Below are 17007 nucleotides of genomic sequence, written 5' to 3' on the forward strand. Positions count from 1 at the left end.
GAACAGGCGATTTGAGCTTGAATTTAACCCCTTGATATAACAAAATTTCCAATTCTGTTGGCTGCGTACCCGCTCAGATGTCGATACTTGCACTCGGACTTAATCACAAAACCGCCCCGGTAGAAATCCGGGAAAAGGTCACCTTTGGTCCCGATATCATTGCCGGAGCCCTGCGCAGTCTGCAGGAGAACCCGGCAGTCAAAGAGACGGTTATCCTCTCCACCTGTAACCGGACAGAAGTCTACTGCATCCTCAATGAAGAGGACCACGAACCCTTGGCTGACTGGATCAGCCGTTTTCACGGCCTGCCCAGCGACCGGGTGATGCCCTATCTGTACAGCCATTTCGGGCTGGATGCTGTAAAACACCTGTTGCGCGTCTCCTGCGGCCTCGATTCCCTGGTACTCGGGGAACCACAGATTCTGGGGCAGGTTAAGGCGGCCTACCAGACGGCAACCGACACCGGCACCACAGGCAAACTGCTCTATAAACTATTTCAGCACGCCTTCTCGGCGGCAAAACAGATCCGCACCGACACCAACATCGGCAACAGTCCGGTCTCAGTGGCCTTTGCCGCGGTCAGCCTGGCGAAACAGATTTTCAGTGACCTTTCGGAACAGACCGCACTGCTCATCGGCGCCGGTGAAACCGTGGAGCTGGCGGCCCGGCATCTGAGCCAGAACGGTATCGGGCGCATCATCGTAGCAAACCGAACAGTGGAAAGGGCGCACCAACTGGCGGCTCAATTTGAGGGTTATGCCATCGCCCTGACGGAGATCAGCAATCATCTGGCCGAGGCGGATATCGTGATATCCTCCACCGCCAGTCCACTCCCCGTGCTCGGCAAGGGAACGGTCGAGAGCGCTTTGAAAGAGCGCAAACACAGGCCCATATTCATGGTGGATATCGCCGTTCCAAGGGATATCGAACCCGAAGTGGCAGATCTCAGCGATATCTATCTCTACACCGTGGATGATATGGATGAGGTCATCCAGGAGAACATGCGCTCACGGGAAGAGGCGGCCGAACAGGCTGAAGAGATTATCGAGCACTATGTGGACGACTACATGGGCTGGCTGCGCTCGCTGGATGCGGTGGAGCTGATCCAGGACTATCGCGGCTGTGCAGAACAGTTGCGTGACGAAGTGATGCAGAAGGCACTGCAGCAACTTGCAAAGGGCAAATCCCCGGAAGAGGCGATCCGCTTCATTGCCCACACCCTGACCAACAAACTACTACATACTCCAAGCACGCAGATGCGCCAGGCCGGATTCAATGGCCAGATTGAGTTGCTGGAAGCCGCCAACACGCTTTTTCAAATCAAAAAAACAGACAATAAAACATGAAGCCCTCACTCCGCGGCAAGTTGGACCAGATCGCCGAACGCTTCGAAGAGATCACCGCACTGATGGCGGATCCGGATATCCAAAGTAACCAGAACCAGTTCCGCGACCTGGGACGGGAGTATGCCCAGTTGGAACCCGTGGTTCTGACATTCAGGGAGTATTCCGCAGCGGAAGAGGATATCGAGGCGGCAAAGGAGATGATGTCAGATCCGGAAATGGCCGAGCTTGCCAAAGAGGAGCTGAATCATGCTGAAGAGGCCAGGGAGCGTCTGGAGCCTGAGCTGCAGCTGCTACTGATTCCGGCCGATCCGAACGATCAACGTAATGTCTTTCTCGAGATCAGGGCCGGCACCGGTGGTGCCGAAGCGGCCCTGTTCGCCAGTGACCTCCACCGGATGTACCTTCGTTATGCGGAATCACAGAAGTGGCAGACCGAAACCATCAGTGAAAGCCTGGGTGAGCACGGGGGTTACAAAGAGGTTGTCTGTCGTATCAGTGGTAGTGCGGTCTACTCCCGTCTGAAATTTGAATCGGGCACCCACCGGGTACAGCGCATACCCGAGACCGAATCCCAGGGACGCATCCACACCTCAGCCTGCACCGTGGCGATACTGCCGGAAGTTGAGGAGGTGGATGATGTGGAGATCAACAGTAACGATCTGCGCATCGACACCTATCGCGCCTCCGGTGCCGGTGGACAACATGTCAACAAAACCGATTCCGCGGTACGCATCACCCACCTGCCCACCGGTATCGTGGTTGAGTGTCAGGACGAGCGCTCGCAGCATAAAAACAAGGCCAGGGCGATGTCCCTGCTGCAGGCCAAGCTGCTCTCCCAGGCGCAACAGAAGATCGCCACGGAGCAGGCCAGCGCCCGTAAACTGCAGGTCGGCAGCGGCGATCGATCGGAACGCATCCGCACCTACAATTTTCCGCAAAACCGCCTGACAGACCACCGCATCAATCTGACCCTCTATAAACTCGATGAGGTGATGACCGGCACGCTGGATCAAGTGGTGGAACCCCTGTTGCGGGAACATCAGCTTGAAGAGCTGGCCGCCATGGGCGAAGCCTGAAGCTACCGGGCATCCAATGCCAACACTCAAACAGGCCCTGCTGGCAGCACAACAATCCCTCACTGACATCGCCGACAATCCCGACCTGGAAGCGTCCATGCTGCTGTGTCACCTGCTGAATAAGCCGAAGAGCCATCTCTACACCTGGCCCGAGGCGAAATTGAGCGAACCCCAACAACAGCGTTATCAAAAGCTGATCGAACAGAGGCAGCAGGGTATGCCCATCGCCTATATTCTGCAGCAGCGGGAGTTCTGGTCTCTGTCACTGCGGGTGACACCCGACACCCTGATCCCAAGGGCCGAGAGCGAACTGCTGGTTGAACGGGCAATCCACCATCTGCAGAGCTGCCACAACCCGACTGCAGCCGATCTGGGCACCGGTAGTGGCGCCATTGCCCTGGCACTGGCCAGCGAACGCCCGGATGCCAGAGTGGTTGCCACCGATCTGCACCAGGCCGCACTCAACATCGCCACGGAAAATGCCCAGCGGTTGGATCTACGCAATCTGGCATTCCATGCCGGTGACTGGTGCGATGCACTACCCGAGGGTGAGCAGTTTGATGTGATCCTCAGTAACCCGCCCTATATTGAATCGGCCGACCCCCACCTCGCACAGGGGGATCTACCCTATGAACCCCAAACCGCCCTGGTCTCCGGAGAGGATGGATTGGATGATATCCGAACCATCATCAAGCAGGCACCAGTCAGGCTGAAACGGAACGGTTGGCTGTTACTCGAACATGGATACAATCAGGCTGCCGCTGTGCGCCGACTGATGCAGTCTGCCGGAATGAGTGGGATATCGAGTCATGAGGATCTTGCCGGGCAACCCAGAGTGACTGAAGGCTGTCGCTCCTGAATCGTTTAAAATCAATCGATTGAGTGACTGATAATCATGCTGATCCAATCCTCAGAGGGGCCAGCCCTGAGCGCTTCAGCGTGTTCTAAATTGCTTGATTATTTTATCGCTTTCGCTAGGATTGAAGGCTATGGGTGATCCCCCACACGACTTGGTGAAACACCGGGACATTCACTTTGTCGAACTCCACCCGGACCCTAATCAGGCCGGTACAGCGTCAAGCTTACTGGCGGATGTGTCAGGTATTATTAAAACAAATCCTGTCTCCCCCACCCTGTTGCAGATTCAATATGAACTGATGGAGGTCTCACTTGAGCAGATCGAGACCGGCCTGACGGCAATGGGCCTGCACATCGACAACCGTCTGCTCTATCGCCTCAAAAGAGCCCTCTACTACTATACGGAAGATACCGAGCGCGCCAACCTGGGATGCAACCGAAGCGACTCAAAATGCACCCGAATGATCTTTGCAGACCGCTATCAACGGATGAATCATCAACTACGGGATCAACGCCCGGAACATTGGCGGAAATACCTCTGATACCACACAATGACCTGTTACCGGTCAATTCAATTGTTCAGGTCCTGACTCTATGAATGACGATCAACTGCTGCGCTACAGTCGACAGATAATGTTGCCTTCCATCGAGATTGAGGGGCAACAACGACTGCTCGATTCACGGGCCCTGATCATCGGCCTGGGCGGTCTGGGTTCACCCGCTGCGATGTATCTTGCCGCTGCCGGCGTGGGCGTTCTACATCTGCTCGATTTCGACCGAGTGGATCTGACCAATCTGCAACGCCAGATCATCCATACCACGGATCGCATCGATCAGCTGAAAGTTGAATCAGCCAAACAGACACTGCAAGCGATCAATCCCGAGATCCGGGTTGAGACCACAGCAGAAAAATTGGATCAGGGTCAGCTGAACGAACTGGTGAAACAGGCAGATGTGGTGCTCGACGGCACCGATAACTTTGCCACCCGCTTTGCCATCAACAAGGCCTGTCATAGGTACCAGACCCCGCTGGTCTCTGCAGCGGCGATACGCATGGAGGGACAGGTTAGTGTGTTCAGCGGCAAACCCAACAGCCCCTGTTACCACTGCCTCTATCCGGATGAGGGCGGGATGGATGAGAGCTGTTCAGCGAACGGGGTTCTGGCACCACTGGTCGGAATCATCGGCAGCATCCAGGCGACTGAAGCGATCAAAGTTCTGACCGGGGCGGGTAATGCACTTGAAGGCAGGTTGCTGTTACTCGATGCACTTCAGATGGAGTGGCGCAGCTTGAAATTGAAACAGGACCCAGGCTGTCCGGTCTGCGGTAAGCAAGGCTGAACTACGGATCGACCATTGGATAGATCAGCCAGTTTCAAATTCCCCTTCACACACACCATCTGTCCGCTCGCAGTCACCCTGGTCTGTCTGCTGCTCTCCGTCGCCACAGAGAGCGCATCAGGATGGTTTGAATATCACCGTGACCATATCTCAAACGGCGAGATATGGCGCCTGATCACGGCACATCTGGTCCACCTTGGTTGGGGTCATCTGACGATGAACCTGCTGGGTCTATGGATGATCTGGGCGCTGCTGATGAACAATCTTCCCTCGCAACACTGCGGCCTGATACTGTTGTTCATCACCCTCATCACCTCAGCGGCACTTTGGTATTTCAGTCCGCAACTGGTTTGGTACCGAGGCCTCTCCGGCGCCCTCCACGGTCTCTTGATCTGGGGCTTGTTCAATCGACTCAAGACAGAGCCTCTACTCTCTGTGAGTCTGCTGCTCGCTGTGACAGGGAAAATAGCCTGGGAGCAGTGGCAGGGGCCACTACCGGGCAGTGAATCGATGGCGGATGGACCGGTTGTGGTCGCATCACATCTCTACGGTGCGTTGAGTGGTATGCTTGTCTGGCTGATCGGCAGAATACTCTTCGCAATTAACAGGAAAACCAGTGAATAGGCGAGCCATTTTTTTAACCCTGCTGCTTTCCGTGGCAGCCTGCCAAAATAGTCAGGATATTGATTTGAACCAACTCACCCCCGAGGAGAGAAGAAGTGTCGAGTCATTAGCCTGGCTGAGTGATGTGAATGTCGAACGCGATGTTCAGGCTGCCCTGGATAAACGAGATAAACGGCTGCTCGGAATGATGGGGCGGGCTACCGATCTGCCGGGAGTTCCCACAGAGCTGACCAGTAAGGCAAAGACAATCTGTGGTATCCGCTATGTGGAGGGATCCACGGATGTGGTGCGGGGAGAGGTTCACCTGAAGTTATTACAACGGGCCTATGATTATGCGGCCGCTTATAATCAGGCAATCCTAAAACAGTGTCTCGATAAATAGACGCAAAGCCACTCAGGCCGTTACCGCTCGATCATCGGCTCGCAAAAACCTGGGTCCAGTAGTTTTCGTAGTGAGCCTGATCCGTTGCAATCACCGCAGAACCGAACTCCCGGAACTTCGGATTCATGATATTCCCGCAATGGGTGGGACTCGACAACAGGTTCTGCATGACCGCTTCATTGTCAGGATAGCCTGCGGCAATGTTCTCCCCAACAGTACGCCACTCATAGCCAGAGCGGCTAACCCGCAGACCAACCGTTGATCCATCAGAGCCCTGATGATCAAAAAAATCATAATCAATCATATCCTGCGAATGCACCACAGCGGCTTCATGTAAGCGGCAGTTCCATCTCAACGGAGCGGCGACCTGGTGGATTTCACCACCACAATCCCGCGGCCTGGCTCTGGCACGATTAACCAGCTGTAACATCTCCTGTTGATGGGGAGTGACCTCACAAGGCCCTGCGGCCTGTACAGAACCTTCGGCTGGCCGATCGGCTTCATAAGCCGGGTCGTGCAGCTCTCTCTCTTCATATGATCTGGCAAGCCTGCTAGTGAACGGCAGCTTCCCAAACATTGAGGTTGCATCTTGTGAAGAGTAAACAGCAAATCCTGATTGATGTTTCAAGTTACCAATACCATCGGATATCAGCCGGTTGGATATGACTGAAAAACTGATCAGAATGGCCAGTAAAAGCAGATAAGTTCCAGGGCGTTTCATTACAATCCTTTTTTCAATGATAAGGAGCGTCGCACTCCAAACCAACCAATCGAAAAAGAGCGTTTACCGATCGTTCAACCCAAGTCAGTAATTAAACTGCGCTCATAATAGCTCGGGGAATCCCTAGTTACATGAAGATGTTGAATCAACTAAATTGAACAATATTAAGCGTTAACCGATAGACAGTTTTCCATGTCCATGTTGTTACATCCAATCAGACATCTCCACCACCTACCGCAGCAACGCAGACTCATCTGTCGACCACAGGGCTCATTGCGTAGTGATAAAAACCTGCAGCGAATCAGTTATCGACTGCAAAGCATTACGGATGATCATGGCGCTGAAGATATGGCAGCAGGTTTCATTCATAGTTTCACCGATCATGCCGACGAGAGTCTGAATCAACAACTTTGCGACTCCTCCCTGCCTGGTTTTTTACAGGATCAGTTACGTGACACGGTAAAACACAACTGCTCAATATCGAATATCCCGGTATCACTGGATTGTCGCAGCAAGACAGACTCCCTCTGCATGGAGTTTCTGCCATTGCAAAACCGGCAAACCAGCACAAGCCTCAAGGAGACTATAGCTGTAGAAAACCAACAATCCATTGCGATTATGATCAACACTCTACAGAACAGCTGGTCATGGCAACGCACACTTAACTTCATCTACGAAAAGCTGGTATTCAGTTTAATCGGAAGTGGCGATCCCCAGGAAGTCAACGAAAAAACCATCAATTGGCTGGTGGTGATCTCAGGCTCGATTGCCGCCATACAGATTCAGTTTCTGCAAGCCGCCATGGATAACCTCAACACCATGCAGGAGAGTGTCAGCTTCTCCAATAAGAGCCAGGAGACACTGGATGCCATGACTTGCGATGAAAGGGATTGCTATATCAAGTTGCGGGATAGCCGCCGCAGAAAGTTCATTACCGCCCAAACACACTACCGGTCCAATCTGCACCTGTTCCGACAGGCGACGCAGATGTTGAATACACTGTTCAGCCTGTTCAGCAAGCCTTGTCGATTCCGTGCAAGCTGATTCAGGAGTCAATCCAAACAGCATCACACTTTTTGTTCAGTCTCAGCACAAGCTGCGACTCACGAAATAACCTCATGGGTGATGAATTCGCTCACGAATGGCGGCCAGGCTGAACAGCCCAAGTATCAGGTTAAGCAACCAAAAAGAACCGCCTCCGCCGGGACTGTCGAATTTTGTCGCCCCACCTGCATCGGTAAACAGCGTACCGTGCTGCAGGTTTGTCCCATCCAATGGTTTGCAGTCACCGGCAATCTCCTGCGAGCCACCTTGAATCGAAATATTCTGCCCGGACAGATTGAAAAACAGACCCTCTGCGCAGGCCAGCATGATCCGTCCTTGTTGCAACGTAACATCGGGTAACTCGACCAATGCAGAACCACTATTGGGATAGCGTCCCAGGTTGAGAATCGTCATACCTGGATCATGATAATCACAATAGTTCGTGGGTGGATCGCTTGCATCAAGACTCATCAGCGAGATCAGTACTTCGGTACAGCTTTGCTCAGTGCCGCCAGTCGACCAGTTGATCGACTGACTCGAGCCACTGTTGAATCGACCGCCACTGTTGAGCGAACCTCCAGTAACCTGGAAGCTGCCGGAACTATCATCCACATCGATAACCAAATCGTCACTGGACACCCCGGATTCACCATCCCGCACGGTGAGCCTGAAGTTGAGTTGCCGGCTGCTGGTCGGTAATGTTTCACCGATATCTTCAGTGCCGGCCAACAGGGAACTGAGTCGCGGCAGATAGCGATCCGGGGAGGTGGTTGGTAAAAAGGAGCGAAACAACGGGTTGTCCTGCTGATCGATATCCGTACCGATGGTATCCGCATCAGTGGCACCACCCTCACCCCCGGCATCCATCTGATCCCACTGATAAGAGATACTGTCCTCATCCGGATCCTCGGCCTGTGCGGTGAGTCGAAAGGGGGTTCCGGCAGGAATAGTGTATACCCCATCCTCGCCTACGATTCCCGCATCGACCATCGGTGCCCGGTTACCGGTGGAAACCAGCGTGCCACAGAGTCTGCCACTGCCCTGGTTGATGTAGCTTCCCATCTCTTCGATGCTGAGTGCATGGAATGTCGCATCCGAGTTGGATTGAAGGTTTTCATCCCCGCAAATCCCGGCATAACTCATGATGGTCGATCCACTGCCCGGCTCAACTGCCGCAAAGCCAACTCGATTGACACCGCCACAATTGGCTGTTGTTCCGTTGAATGTATGGTTGGCATTCAATTGATGCCCCAGTTCATGGGCGACGAAATCGATGTAAAAAACATCGTTGTCAGGTTCAGAAGTGCCGGTATAGGCCTGGGCTTTGAAGCTTTGACAGACCGAACCCACACTGGCCAGACCGCCGCCAAGAATACCGAACAGATGACCGATATCGTAACTGTCGGCACCCAGAGTAAAATCGAGATTCTGCTGATTCTCAGTCAGCATGGTGGGGATCCCGCTGGGCGTATGGGTATAGGGATCCGAACTTGCATCGGTGTAGATGATCCGATCGTTGTTGCCCACCAGCTGAAACTGGATTGCCAGATCACGACCATAGATCTGGTTGACCCGGTTGATCGCCGTCACAATCTGGGCGAGGGTTTCAGCAACACTGCCGCCGAAGTAGGCGGAGTACTCACCGGTAGCCGCTACGGCAAGCCGATAGATGCGTCGCTGATCACTGCTGTGGGTCTGCCTGCCGGCCCTGACAACCCACGGATCCAAGGCCTCACCACTGATCTGATGATCGAGCTGACAGATCTGTTGGGACTCAGCCATACCGACAGATTTCGCGTAATCCGATTTATAGAAGCTTCGATAGTGGCCGTCCGGATCCGGGTCGATATAGATGGTTCCGGATGGGGAGGTAAGCATGGCATGAAAGCCTCTGGGGGTCAGATCAAGCCGCCCGGTCAGCTCCGGGTTTTCCACGCCCCTGACACGATAGGTGGCGATCTCCGGATAGCGATCCGCCAGGCTTGGGGCCATCACCGGCGACTGTTCTATCCAGCAGCGCACCATCTCACCACCGGGCAGGGGCAGCGTGATTTGATGGCTGTTGTGAATTGCCAGTCCGGACTCGGATGGTGCCTGAGAGAGTTGTGCCCGAAGGGCCGCTAGGTCCGCCTCAAGGGCACGGTAGTAGCGCGGGGTTTCAGTGACTGCTCTGGCAGCATATTCAGGTGGTGACAGATCCCGCCAGATGCCGGCCTCGGCAACCAGCGGCAAGAGAACAACAGGCCACAACCATCCACTGGTCTTAATGCTATGCCAAATCCGCATCGAACCTCCTTTGTTTAGGGCCTGGTTGGTTGGCAATCGGGGGATTTCAGCAATACCCTCTGTCTGCCCATCAACCTTTCAGCTTTTTCAGCAGGATCTGGTTGACCTGGCCTGGGTTGGCTTTTCCCTGGGTCTGCTTCATTACCTGGCCAACAAAAAATCCCAGCAACTTCTCCTTACCGGCCTGGAACTGTTCCACCTGCTTTGGATTGGCGGCGATGATCTCATCGATGATCGACTCGATCTGACCACTGTCGGTAATCTGCTTGAGCCCCTTGGCCTCGATCACCGTATCCGCATCCCCCTCACCCTGCCAGATGGCTTCAAACACCTGCTTCGCCAGCTTGCCTGAAATGGTGTTGTCGGCGATACGCTTCAGCAAGCCACCCAGATGCTCCGCACTGACCGGTGAATCGGCCAACTCCAATCCGGCCTTGTTGAGTGCACCGGCCAGTTCCACCGTGACCCAGTTGGCGGCCATTTTGGGGTCGGCGCCGGTGGCAACTACCTGTTCATAGTAGTCGGCCTGCTGACGACTCTGAGTAAGCGACGTCGCATCGGTGTCAGAGAGCTGATAGTCGGTTACGAAGCGGGCTTTTTTCTGATCCGGCAGTTCCGGCATCCGTTCCCGAGCCTGCCCCAGACGCTGCTCGGTGATCTCTACCGGCAACAGATCGGGATCGGGGAAATAGCGGTAGTCGTTGGCCTCCTCCTTGCTGCGCATGGAGCGGGTCTCATCCCGATCCGCATCATAGAGGCGGGTCTCCTGGACAACCGCCTTACCGCTCTCAAGCAGATCGATCTGGCGCTCCCGCTCGAAATTCATCGCCCGCTCCAGAAAGCGGAAGGAGTTGATGTTCTTCAGCTCGGTTCTGGTGCCGAACTCCTGCTGACCTTTGGGTCGCATGGAGAGATTGGCATCGACCCGGAAAGAGCCCTCCTGCATGTTGCCGTCACAGATCCCCAGATAGACCACCAGCTGATGAATCTTGCGGGCATAGGCTACCGCTTCCTTGATCGAACGCATATCCGGCTCGGAGACGATCTCCAGCAGTGGCGTTCCGGCCCGGTTCAGATCAATCCCACTCATTCCGTGAAAATCCTCATGCAGGGATTTGCCCGCATCCTCTTCCAGGTGAGCCCGGGTGATGCCGATCACTTTCTGTTGACCATCCTCCAGATCGATGGTCAGAGATCCCCGACCAACGATCGGCAGTTCGAATTGACTGATCTGATAGCCTTTCGGCAGATCGGGATAGAAATAGTTTTTCCTGGCGAAGACAGAGCGTGGACCGATCTCTGCATCCACTGCCAGACCAAACATCAGCGCCATATCCACAGCCGCCTCGTTGAGTACCGGCAGCACACCGGGGAAACCCAGGTCCACGATACAGGCCTGGCTATTCGGTTCTGCGCCATAGGCGATTGAGGCGCCGGAGAAAATCTTCGATTTCGAAGCGAGTTGGGTATGTATTTCCAGGCCGATAACGGTTTCCCACTGCATATCTATAACTCTATGTTGCGCTGATCTGTTTACTGTTGCTGATCGAATCTGCCATCAGGCAGTCCGATTCTCTAATCCAATCCCTCGGGAATGAGCCGGTGCCAGCCAGTCTCCTGCTGAAACTTATGGGCTACATTCAGCAGTCTGGCTTCGGCAAAATAGTTTCCTATGAGCTGTAATCCCACCGGCAGACCGTTCGCCGGCTGTACCGGCATCGAAAGCCCGGGCAGACCGGCCAGATTGGCTGCGATGGTGTAGATATCATTCAGATACATGGTCACAGGGTCATCGGTCTTCTCTCCCAGCTTGAAAGCGGGTGCAGGGGTAGCAGGCCCCATGATCACATCGACCTGTTCAAATGCCTGTTTGAAATCGTCCGATATCAGATGACGGGTCTTCTGCGCTTTCAGATAGTAGGCATCGTAGTAACCTGCGGAGAGCGCGTAGGTACCGATCATGATGCGCCGCTTCACCTCAGCACCGAAACCTTCGCCCCGAGAGCGCTTATAGAGATCCTCAAGATCCTTCGGATTGTCACAACGATAGCCGAACCGGGCACCATCGAATCGGGACAGATTGGACGAACACTCGGCCGGAGCGACCACATAGTAGGTCGGTACCGCCATGGCACTGTTGGGCAGGCTGATCTCGACCACTTCGGCCCCCAGCCCCTTGTAGACTTCCAACGCGGCTTCTATCGAACTCCTGACATCTTCATCCAAGCCCTCACCGAAATACTCCTTCGGCAGGCCGATCTTCAGCCCCGCCAGGGAGTCGTTCAGACCGGCCGAATAGTCGGGTACCGGATGATCCGCACTGGTGGAGTCACGTGGATCGAAACCGGCCATCGCCTGCAGCATCAGTGCGGCATCCTCGGCACTGGCGGTCATTGGACCGGCCTGATCGAGACTCGATGCAAAGGCGATCATGCCAAACCGGGAGACACGCCCGTAGGTCGGTTTCAGTCCAGTGATGCCACAGAGAGCGGCTGGCTGACGAATCGAACCACCGGTATCGGTACCGGTTGCCGCCGCTGCCATACGTGCAGCCACAGCAGCGGCCGAGCCACCTGATGAGCCGCCTGGCACCCGCTGCCTATCCCAGGGATTGTGCACATTTCCGTAGAAACTGGTCTCATTGGAGGAGCCCATGGCAAACTCATCCATATTCGCCTTACCCAGTGAGATGACACCCGCCTGTTTCAGTTTTGTCACCACCGTGGCGTCATAGGGTGAGATAAAGTTATCCAACATTTTGGAACCGCAGCTGGTCTTCACACCCTGGGTACAGAATATATCCTTCTGCACGATGGGAATACCGGTCAACGGGCCAGCGTCACCGGCTTTCAGCTTCTCATCAGCCGTGGCAGCGTCAGCCAGTGCCTGTTCCGCAGTGGTAGTGATAAAGGCATTGATGTTCCCATCCAGACGTTCGATCCGTTCGAGAAAATGGCCTGTCAGCTCAACACTGGAGAACTCACCGGCCTTCAATCCGGCTGCCAGCTCAACAATCGTTTTTTTATGCATGGTTAGACTTCATTGACTGTGAATAGCGCTAGGGATTCTAGGATCTGACGACACTACTCGATTACCTTGGGTACCAGATAGAGACCATTTTCTACCAGCGGGGCAACGGCCTGATTCTGATCACGGCAATCCGGCTCGGTTACCTGATCCTCCCGCAGCCTCTGGGCCATATGCAGGGGGTGAGCCATCGGCTCGATATTGTCCGTATCCGCCGCCTCGAGCTGTTCGACCAGAGCAAGGATATTGCTCAGCTCCGCCGCATAGCCTTCTACCTGGTTTTCATCCAGCGCCAAACGCGCCAGATGAGCAATCTTTTCAACATCGGAACGATCTAATGACATCCGGCTGATTCCTGGTTAGAAAAACAGGGGAATCTACCACACTCTGGAGAGTGTATACATGGCGAACCGGCTGCCATCACGCTCAAATCGCCAAGAAATGGCGATTTGAGTAATCCGGGTCACCCTGGCCGAACCAGAATATTTGTAATTTTGTGAATGTAATTCAGTTTTACCTCTTTGAATTACCATCTATAATTCACTAATAGGTCTAGTTGGGATAATATTCCCAACCAGGGGATGATAGACCACAATAAAAGCTTGGCCTTTCATCGGATGATGTTTGGGGAAAATTGACCAGAATCGATAAATATCAAAGACTTTTCGAGCTATTTGGGATTAGAGTGAAGCCTGATATAGATCGTAAATCGGGTTAGTGAGACGTCAAAATGGATGAAAATCGTAAAATACTTACCGCCTCTATCCTGAAATTGCTGCGGCCGCTCGTCAGGCTGATGTTGCGTAATGGCTTCACCTATGGCGATTTTGCCGATTTGAGCAAGTGGACTTTTATGGATGTCGCCTCAAAGGAGTTCGGCATTCCTGGCCGTAAACAGACCGTCTCCCGCGTCTCGGTGATCACCGGCCTGACCCGCAAAGAGGTCAGCCGACTGCAGAAAATCGATACCCCGGACGACAGTGCCATCGCTCATCAGTACAACCGTGCCGCCAGAGTCATCTCAGGCTGGTTGAGAGACAAGCGTTTCACCAACAAGAAAGGGGAACCCGCTGCACTGGAGTTCGACAGGGGTAAAAACAGCTTCAGTGATCTGGTGCGGGAACACAGCGGTGACGTACCGCCCCGGGCAATCTATGACGAACTGCTGAGGGTGGGTACCATTGCAAAAAATGAATCCGGTAAGATCACGCTGCTCAGTGACGGCTATATTCCCCGAACCGGAGAGACTGGCAAACTGCACATCCTGGGCACCGATGTGGAGTTACTGATCGACACCATCGACCACAATCTACAGACCGGTTCCCAATCGCCTTATTTTCAACGTAAAGTAGCCTATGACAATCTACCGGTAGAGGCCCTGCCGGAGTTTCGCAATTTGAGCGCTGAAAAGTCACAGGCGCTACTGCTTGAGTGCGATAAATACCTCTCTCGACACGATCGGGATGTCACTTCAGAGAGTGATGGAACCGGGCGGATACAGGCCGGCATAGGCATCTACTATTTCGAAAAGGACATACAGCGAAATGACTAGCTTGAACAGGTTAATCTCGCCAATTATCTGTGCGGTTTGCATGACTGCACTCTACAGCTGTGGCGGCGGTGGCGGCGGCTCCCAGGTTGCCGATGGCGGCATCGGCGGTACCGGGGTAACCCAGGGCAGAGTAACCGGGTTCGGCTCGATCTTCGTCAACGGTACCGAATATGAGACCGACAATGCCAGCTTCACGGTAAACAACAGTGACGGCACCCAGGATGACCTGGCCATCGGCATGGTGGTGGTCATCAATGGTAGCAGTGATCAGGCCAGCGCCACCGGTGAAGCGGAGAGTGTTGAGTATGACAGCCTGTTAGAGGGGGTCGTCGACAGAAACGACATCGCGACCAACAATACACTCACCATCATGAACCAGACCATTACGGTCGATGACGAGACGGTTTATGAAAACCCATTCGATGCCACCTCGTTGGCGGATCTCCCTGTTAACAGTGTCGTCGAAGTGAGCGGTTTCACCGATGGTAACGGGGATATTCTGGCAACCCGTATCGAAGTGGAATCCCTGGGTTGGTCTGGAGATAGCCTGGAGGTATCGGGTGTGGTGATGAGTATCTCCGGCAGTCGCTTCCAGATCGGCAATCTGACCATCGAGGCAGGCACACTCACCATCCCGGATGAGGGCACATTTGTCGAAGTTGAAGGCGACAGCTTTGTCGGTGAAGTGTTCGAAGCCGACTCCATAGAGGTTGAAGGGGATGGCACCAATCAGGTTGCCGACGACGGAGATGATGTCGAAATCGAAGGGCGTATTACCACCGCCCTGGACAGCCAGGACCAATTTGCCTTGAACGGCCAGATCGTGGATGCCTCGAATACGCCATTCAGCGGCCAGACCAGTCAGTTGACGGTTGGCCGCATTGCCGAGGTTGAAGGTGTCATGGATGGCACAATCCTGATTGCCGAAAAGATCGAGCTCAAGGCAGAACAGTCGGAGAAGGGCGAAATTGCCGGAATTCTCGGGGCTGACAACGTGGATAGTTCCGCTGGAACCATCACCCTGCTGGGACAGACGATTCAGGTCACCAGCTCCACCATCATGGAGAGCGACCTGGAGGATGAGGACAGTTTCACCTTGGCGCAGCTCGTATCCACCGACTACCTGGAAGCCAAGGTATTCAGTGACAACGGACAGCTGATCGCCACCAAGTTGAAAAGGGAACGGGCACCGGAAAACCACAACGCTGAAGTTGAAGGCATGCCCGAGTTCATCGATGAGACCACCATCCGGGTGTTCGGGGTATTGGTCGACACATCCAACCTGGAGTATGAGTTCTCGGATCAGAGGGTCGAGGTCGAGGGGGACTTCGCCAACGGTCTACTGACCGCCAGCAAGATCGAAGAGGATTGATCCCAGCGCATTCCTGCCCGGGAGAGGAACGCCTCCTCCCGGGCAGGCAGTAACCCGACAGGAACTCCGGAATACTCCGTTTATGACTTAAAAAAGGTGAATTCTTCCGGATTCACCATCCCCATTCTTGCTCATCTCCTGTACCATTGATAGATTAGCCGTCTTCTGGTTTACCCAGGTTCCTCGAGTCGGGCGCAGTACCAATCCTGCCGCCTGATCGAACCCAGGATAGACCCCATATCAACCACTGACACGAGAAGATAAAGAGATCCATGCTGTTCAGACGCATCCGTGGCATATTTTCCAATGACCTTTCCATCGACCTGGGTACAGCCAACACCTTAATCTATGCCCGGGGTCAGGGCATTGTGCTCAACGAACCGTCCGTTGTTGCAATTCGCCAGGACAGAGGACCGGGCGGTGCGAAATCAGTGGTGGCGGTAGGTGAAGACGCCAAGAAGATGCTTGGCAGAACCCCGGCGAATATTACCGCCATCCGACCGATGAAGGAGGGCGTGATTGCCGATTTCACGGTTACCGAGAAGATGCTTCAGTACTTCATCCACAAGGTACATGAATCCCGCATCATCCGCCCCAGTCCCCGGGTTCTGGTGTGTGTTCCCTGCGGCTCCACCCAGGTTGAAAGACGTGCCATCAAAGAGTCGGCTGCGGGCGCGGGCGCCCGTGAGGTCTACCTGATCGAAGAACCCATGTCGGCGGCAATCGGTGCAGGTTTACCGGTTGATGAAGCCCGCGGATCGATGGTTCTGGACATCGGCGGCGGTACTTCCGAAGTGGCGATCATCTCATTGAACGGAATCGTCTACGCCAACTCCGTCCGAGTCGGCGGCGACCGGTTCGATGATGCGATCGTCAACTACGTTCGACGCAACTACGGCACCCTGATCGGTGAAGCCACCGCTGAGCGGGTGAAACATGAAATCGGTTCCGCCTACCCCGGCAACGAAGTGAAAGAGATCGATGTCAAAGGACGCAATCTTGCAGAAGGCATTCCGCGCAGTTTCACCCTCAACAGCAATGAAATTCTCGAAGCTCTACAGGAGCCCCTGTCCGGTATTGTCGGGGCAGTGAAGACCGCACTGGAGCAGACACCGCCTGAACTCGGCGCCGATGTTGCCGAACGGGGCATTGTGCTGACTGGCGGCGGCGCCCTGCTCAAGGATATCGACCGCCTGCTGCAGGAGGAGACCGGCCTACCGGTGATTGTGGCGGAAGATCCACTGACCTGTGTCGCCCGTGGCGGTGGACGGGCATTGGAACTGATCGACGAACGGGGTGGTGAGTTCTTCATGGTTGACTAATGTCACCTCAGCTGCCCTGACGTGCCTACTGTACGTCTGAGCGATTGCAGTAGACA

The 17007-nt window shown here is 54.4% G+C and carries 16 protein-coding genes; 11 read left to right on the forward strand and 5 right to left on the reverse strand.

The features are described 5' to 3' along the window. The first annotated feature begins 77 nt into the window (after positions 1-77). From hemA to A3193_RS13765, 7 genes are all read left to right on the forward strand, one after another. Complete coding sequence (gene hemA / locus A3193_RS13735; RefSeq protein WP_068989717.1) at positions 78-1346, forward strand: glutamyl-tRNA reductase; 1269 nt, start codon at positions 78-80, stop codon at positions 1344-1346. After that, positions 1343-2422 (forward strand): peptide chain release factor 1, encoded by a 1080-nt coding sequence (gene prfA / locus A3193_RS13740; protein WP_069003690.1) that lies wholly within the window; start codon positions 1343-1345, stop codon positions 2420-2422. The genes hemA and prfA overlap by 4 nt, the downstream gene beginning before the upstream one ends. Before the next feature lie 16 nt (positions 2423-2438). Next, the gene (gene prmC, locus A3193_RS13745) at positions 2439-3281 is read left to right on the forward strand and encodes a peptide chain release factor N(5)-glutamine methyltransferase (RefSeq protein WP_069015076.1); all 843 of its coding nucleotides are present in this window, start codon (positions 2439-2441) and stop codon (positions 3279-3281) included. Between the two features lie 130 nt (positions 3282-3411). After that, positions 3412-3822, forward strand: a complete 411-nt coding sequence (locus A3193_RS13750) for a hypothetical protein (RefSeq protein ID WP_069003688.1) — start codon at positions 3412-3414, stop codon at positions 3820-3822. A 52-nt stretch (positions 3823-3874) separates the two neighbouring features. Further along, positions 3875-4621, forward strand: a complete 747-nt coding sequence (locus A3193_RS13755) for a HesA/MoeB/ThiF family protein (protein ID WP_069015077.1) — start codon at positions 3875-3877, stop codon at positions 4619-4621. A gap of 15 nt (positions 4622-4636) precedes the next feature. Further along, a complete protein-coding gene (rrtA, locus tag A3193_RS13760; protein WP_069003686.1) occupies positions 4637-5245 on the forward strand; it encodes a rhombosortase in 609 nt (202 codons plus the stop codon). 64 nt (positions 5246-5309) lie between these two features. Further along, positions 5310-5627, forward strand: coding sequence for a glutamyl-tRNA amidotransferase (locus A3193_RS13765; protein WP_235615003.1), 318 nt, complete (start codon positions 5310-5312; stop codon positions 5625-5627). Between the two features lie 31 nt (positions 5628-5658). Here the strand turns inward: A3193_RS13765 and A3193_RS13770 are convergent, their stop codons facing one another. Continuing rightward, positions 5659-6204 carry a CAP domain-containing protein gene (locus tag A3193_RS13770; protein WP_162272430.1) on the reverse strand — a complete coding sequence of 182 codons (546 nt, stop codon included), beginning with the start codon at positions 6202-6204 and terminating at the stop codon, positions 5659-5661. A 336-nt stretch (positions 6205-6540) separates the two neighbouring features. Between A3193_RS13770 and A3193_RS13775 the strand changes: the two genes are divergently transcribed. After that, a complete protein-coding gene (locus tag A3193_RS13775; protein ID WP_069015079.1) occupies positions 6541-7392 on the forward strand; it encodes a hypothetical protein in 852 nt (283 codons plus the stop codon). Positions 7393-7464: 72 nt separating this feature from the next. Here A3193_RS13775 and A3193_RS13780 read toward each other — a convergent pair whose 3' ends face one another. The 4 genes from A3193_RS13780 to gatC all read right to left on the reverse strand — a co-directional run bounded on the left by A3193_RS13780 (position 7465) and on the right by gatC (position 13049). Next, positions 7465-9678: a reprolysin-like metallopeptidase gene (locus A3193_RS13780; RefSeq protein ID WP_235615004.1), complete on the reverse strand. Its 2214-nt coding sequence runs from the start codon at positions 9676-9678 to the stop codon at positions 7465-7467. A gap of 70 nt (positions 9679-9748) precedes the next feature. Continuing rightward, positions 9749-11182 carry an Asp-tRNA(Asn)/Glu-tRNA(Gln) amidotransferase subunit GatB gene (gene gatB, locus A3193_RS13785; RefSeq protein WP_069015080.1) on the reverse strand — a complete coding sequence of 478 codons (1434 nt, stop codon included), beginning with the start codon at positions 11180-11182 and terminating at the stop codon, positions 9749-9751. A 71-nt stretch (positions 11183-11253) separates the two neighbouring features. Continuing rightward, the gene (gene gatA, locus A3193_RS13790; protein WP_069003680.1) at positions 11254-12708 is read right to left on the reverse strand and encodes an Asp-tRNA(Asn)/Glu-tRNA(Gln) amidotransferase subunit GatA; all 1455 of its coding nucleotides are present in this window, start codon (positions 12706-12708) and stop codon (positions 11254-11256) included. Between the two features lie 53 nt (positions 12709-12761). Then, entirely contained in the window at positions 12762-13049 is a 288-nt protein-coding gene (gatC, locus tag A3193_RS13795; protein ID WP_069003679.1) for an Asp-tRNA(Asn)/Glu-tRNA(Gln) amidotransferase subunit GatC, read from the reverse strand. Between the two features lie 386 nt (positions 13050-13435). Here gatC and A3193_RS13800 point away from each other — a divergent pair, with 386 nt between their 5' ends. The 3 genes from A3193_RS13800 (at position 13436) to A3193_RS13810 (ending at position 16951) form a co-directional block, all read left to right on the forward strand. Further along, positions 13436-14257 carry a DUF6502 family protein gene (locus tag A3193_RS13800; protein ID WP_069003678.1) on the forward strand — a complete coding sequence of 274 codons (822 nt, stop codon included), beginning with the start codon at positions 13436-13438 and terminating at the stop codon, positions 14255-14257. 40 nt (positions 14258-14297) lie between these two features. Further along, a complete protein-coding gene (locus A3193_RS13805) occupies positions 14298-15629 on the forward strand; it encodes a DUF5666 domain-containing protein (RefSeq protein ID WP_069003677.1) in 1332 nt (443 codons plus the stop codon). Positions 15630-15901: 272 nt separating this feature from the next. Then, entirely contained in the window at positions 15902-16951 is a 1050-nt protein-coding gene (locus tag A3193_RS13810) for a rod shape-determining protein (protein WP_083218177.1), read from the forward strand. The last annotated feature ends 56 nt before the right edge of the window (positions 16952-17007 follow it).

The sequence above is a fragment of the Candidatus Thiodiazotropha endoloripes genome, from assembly GCF_001708965.1.
Taxonomy (GTDB): Bacteria; Pseudomonadota; Gammaproteobacteria; order Chromatiales; family Chromatiaceae; genus Thiodiazotropha; species Thiodiazotropha endoloripes.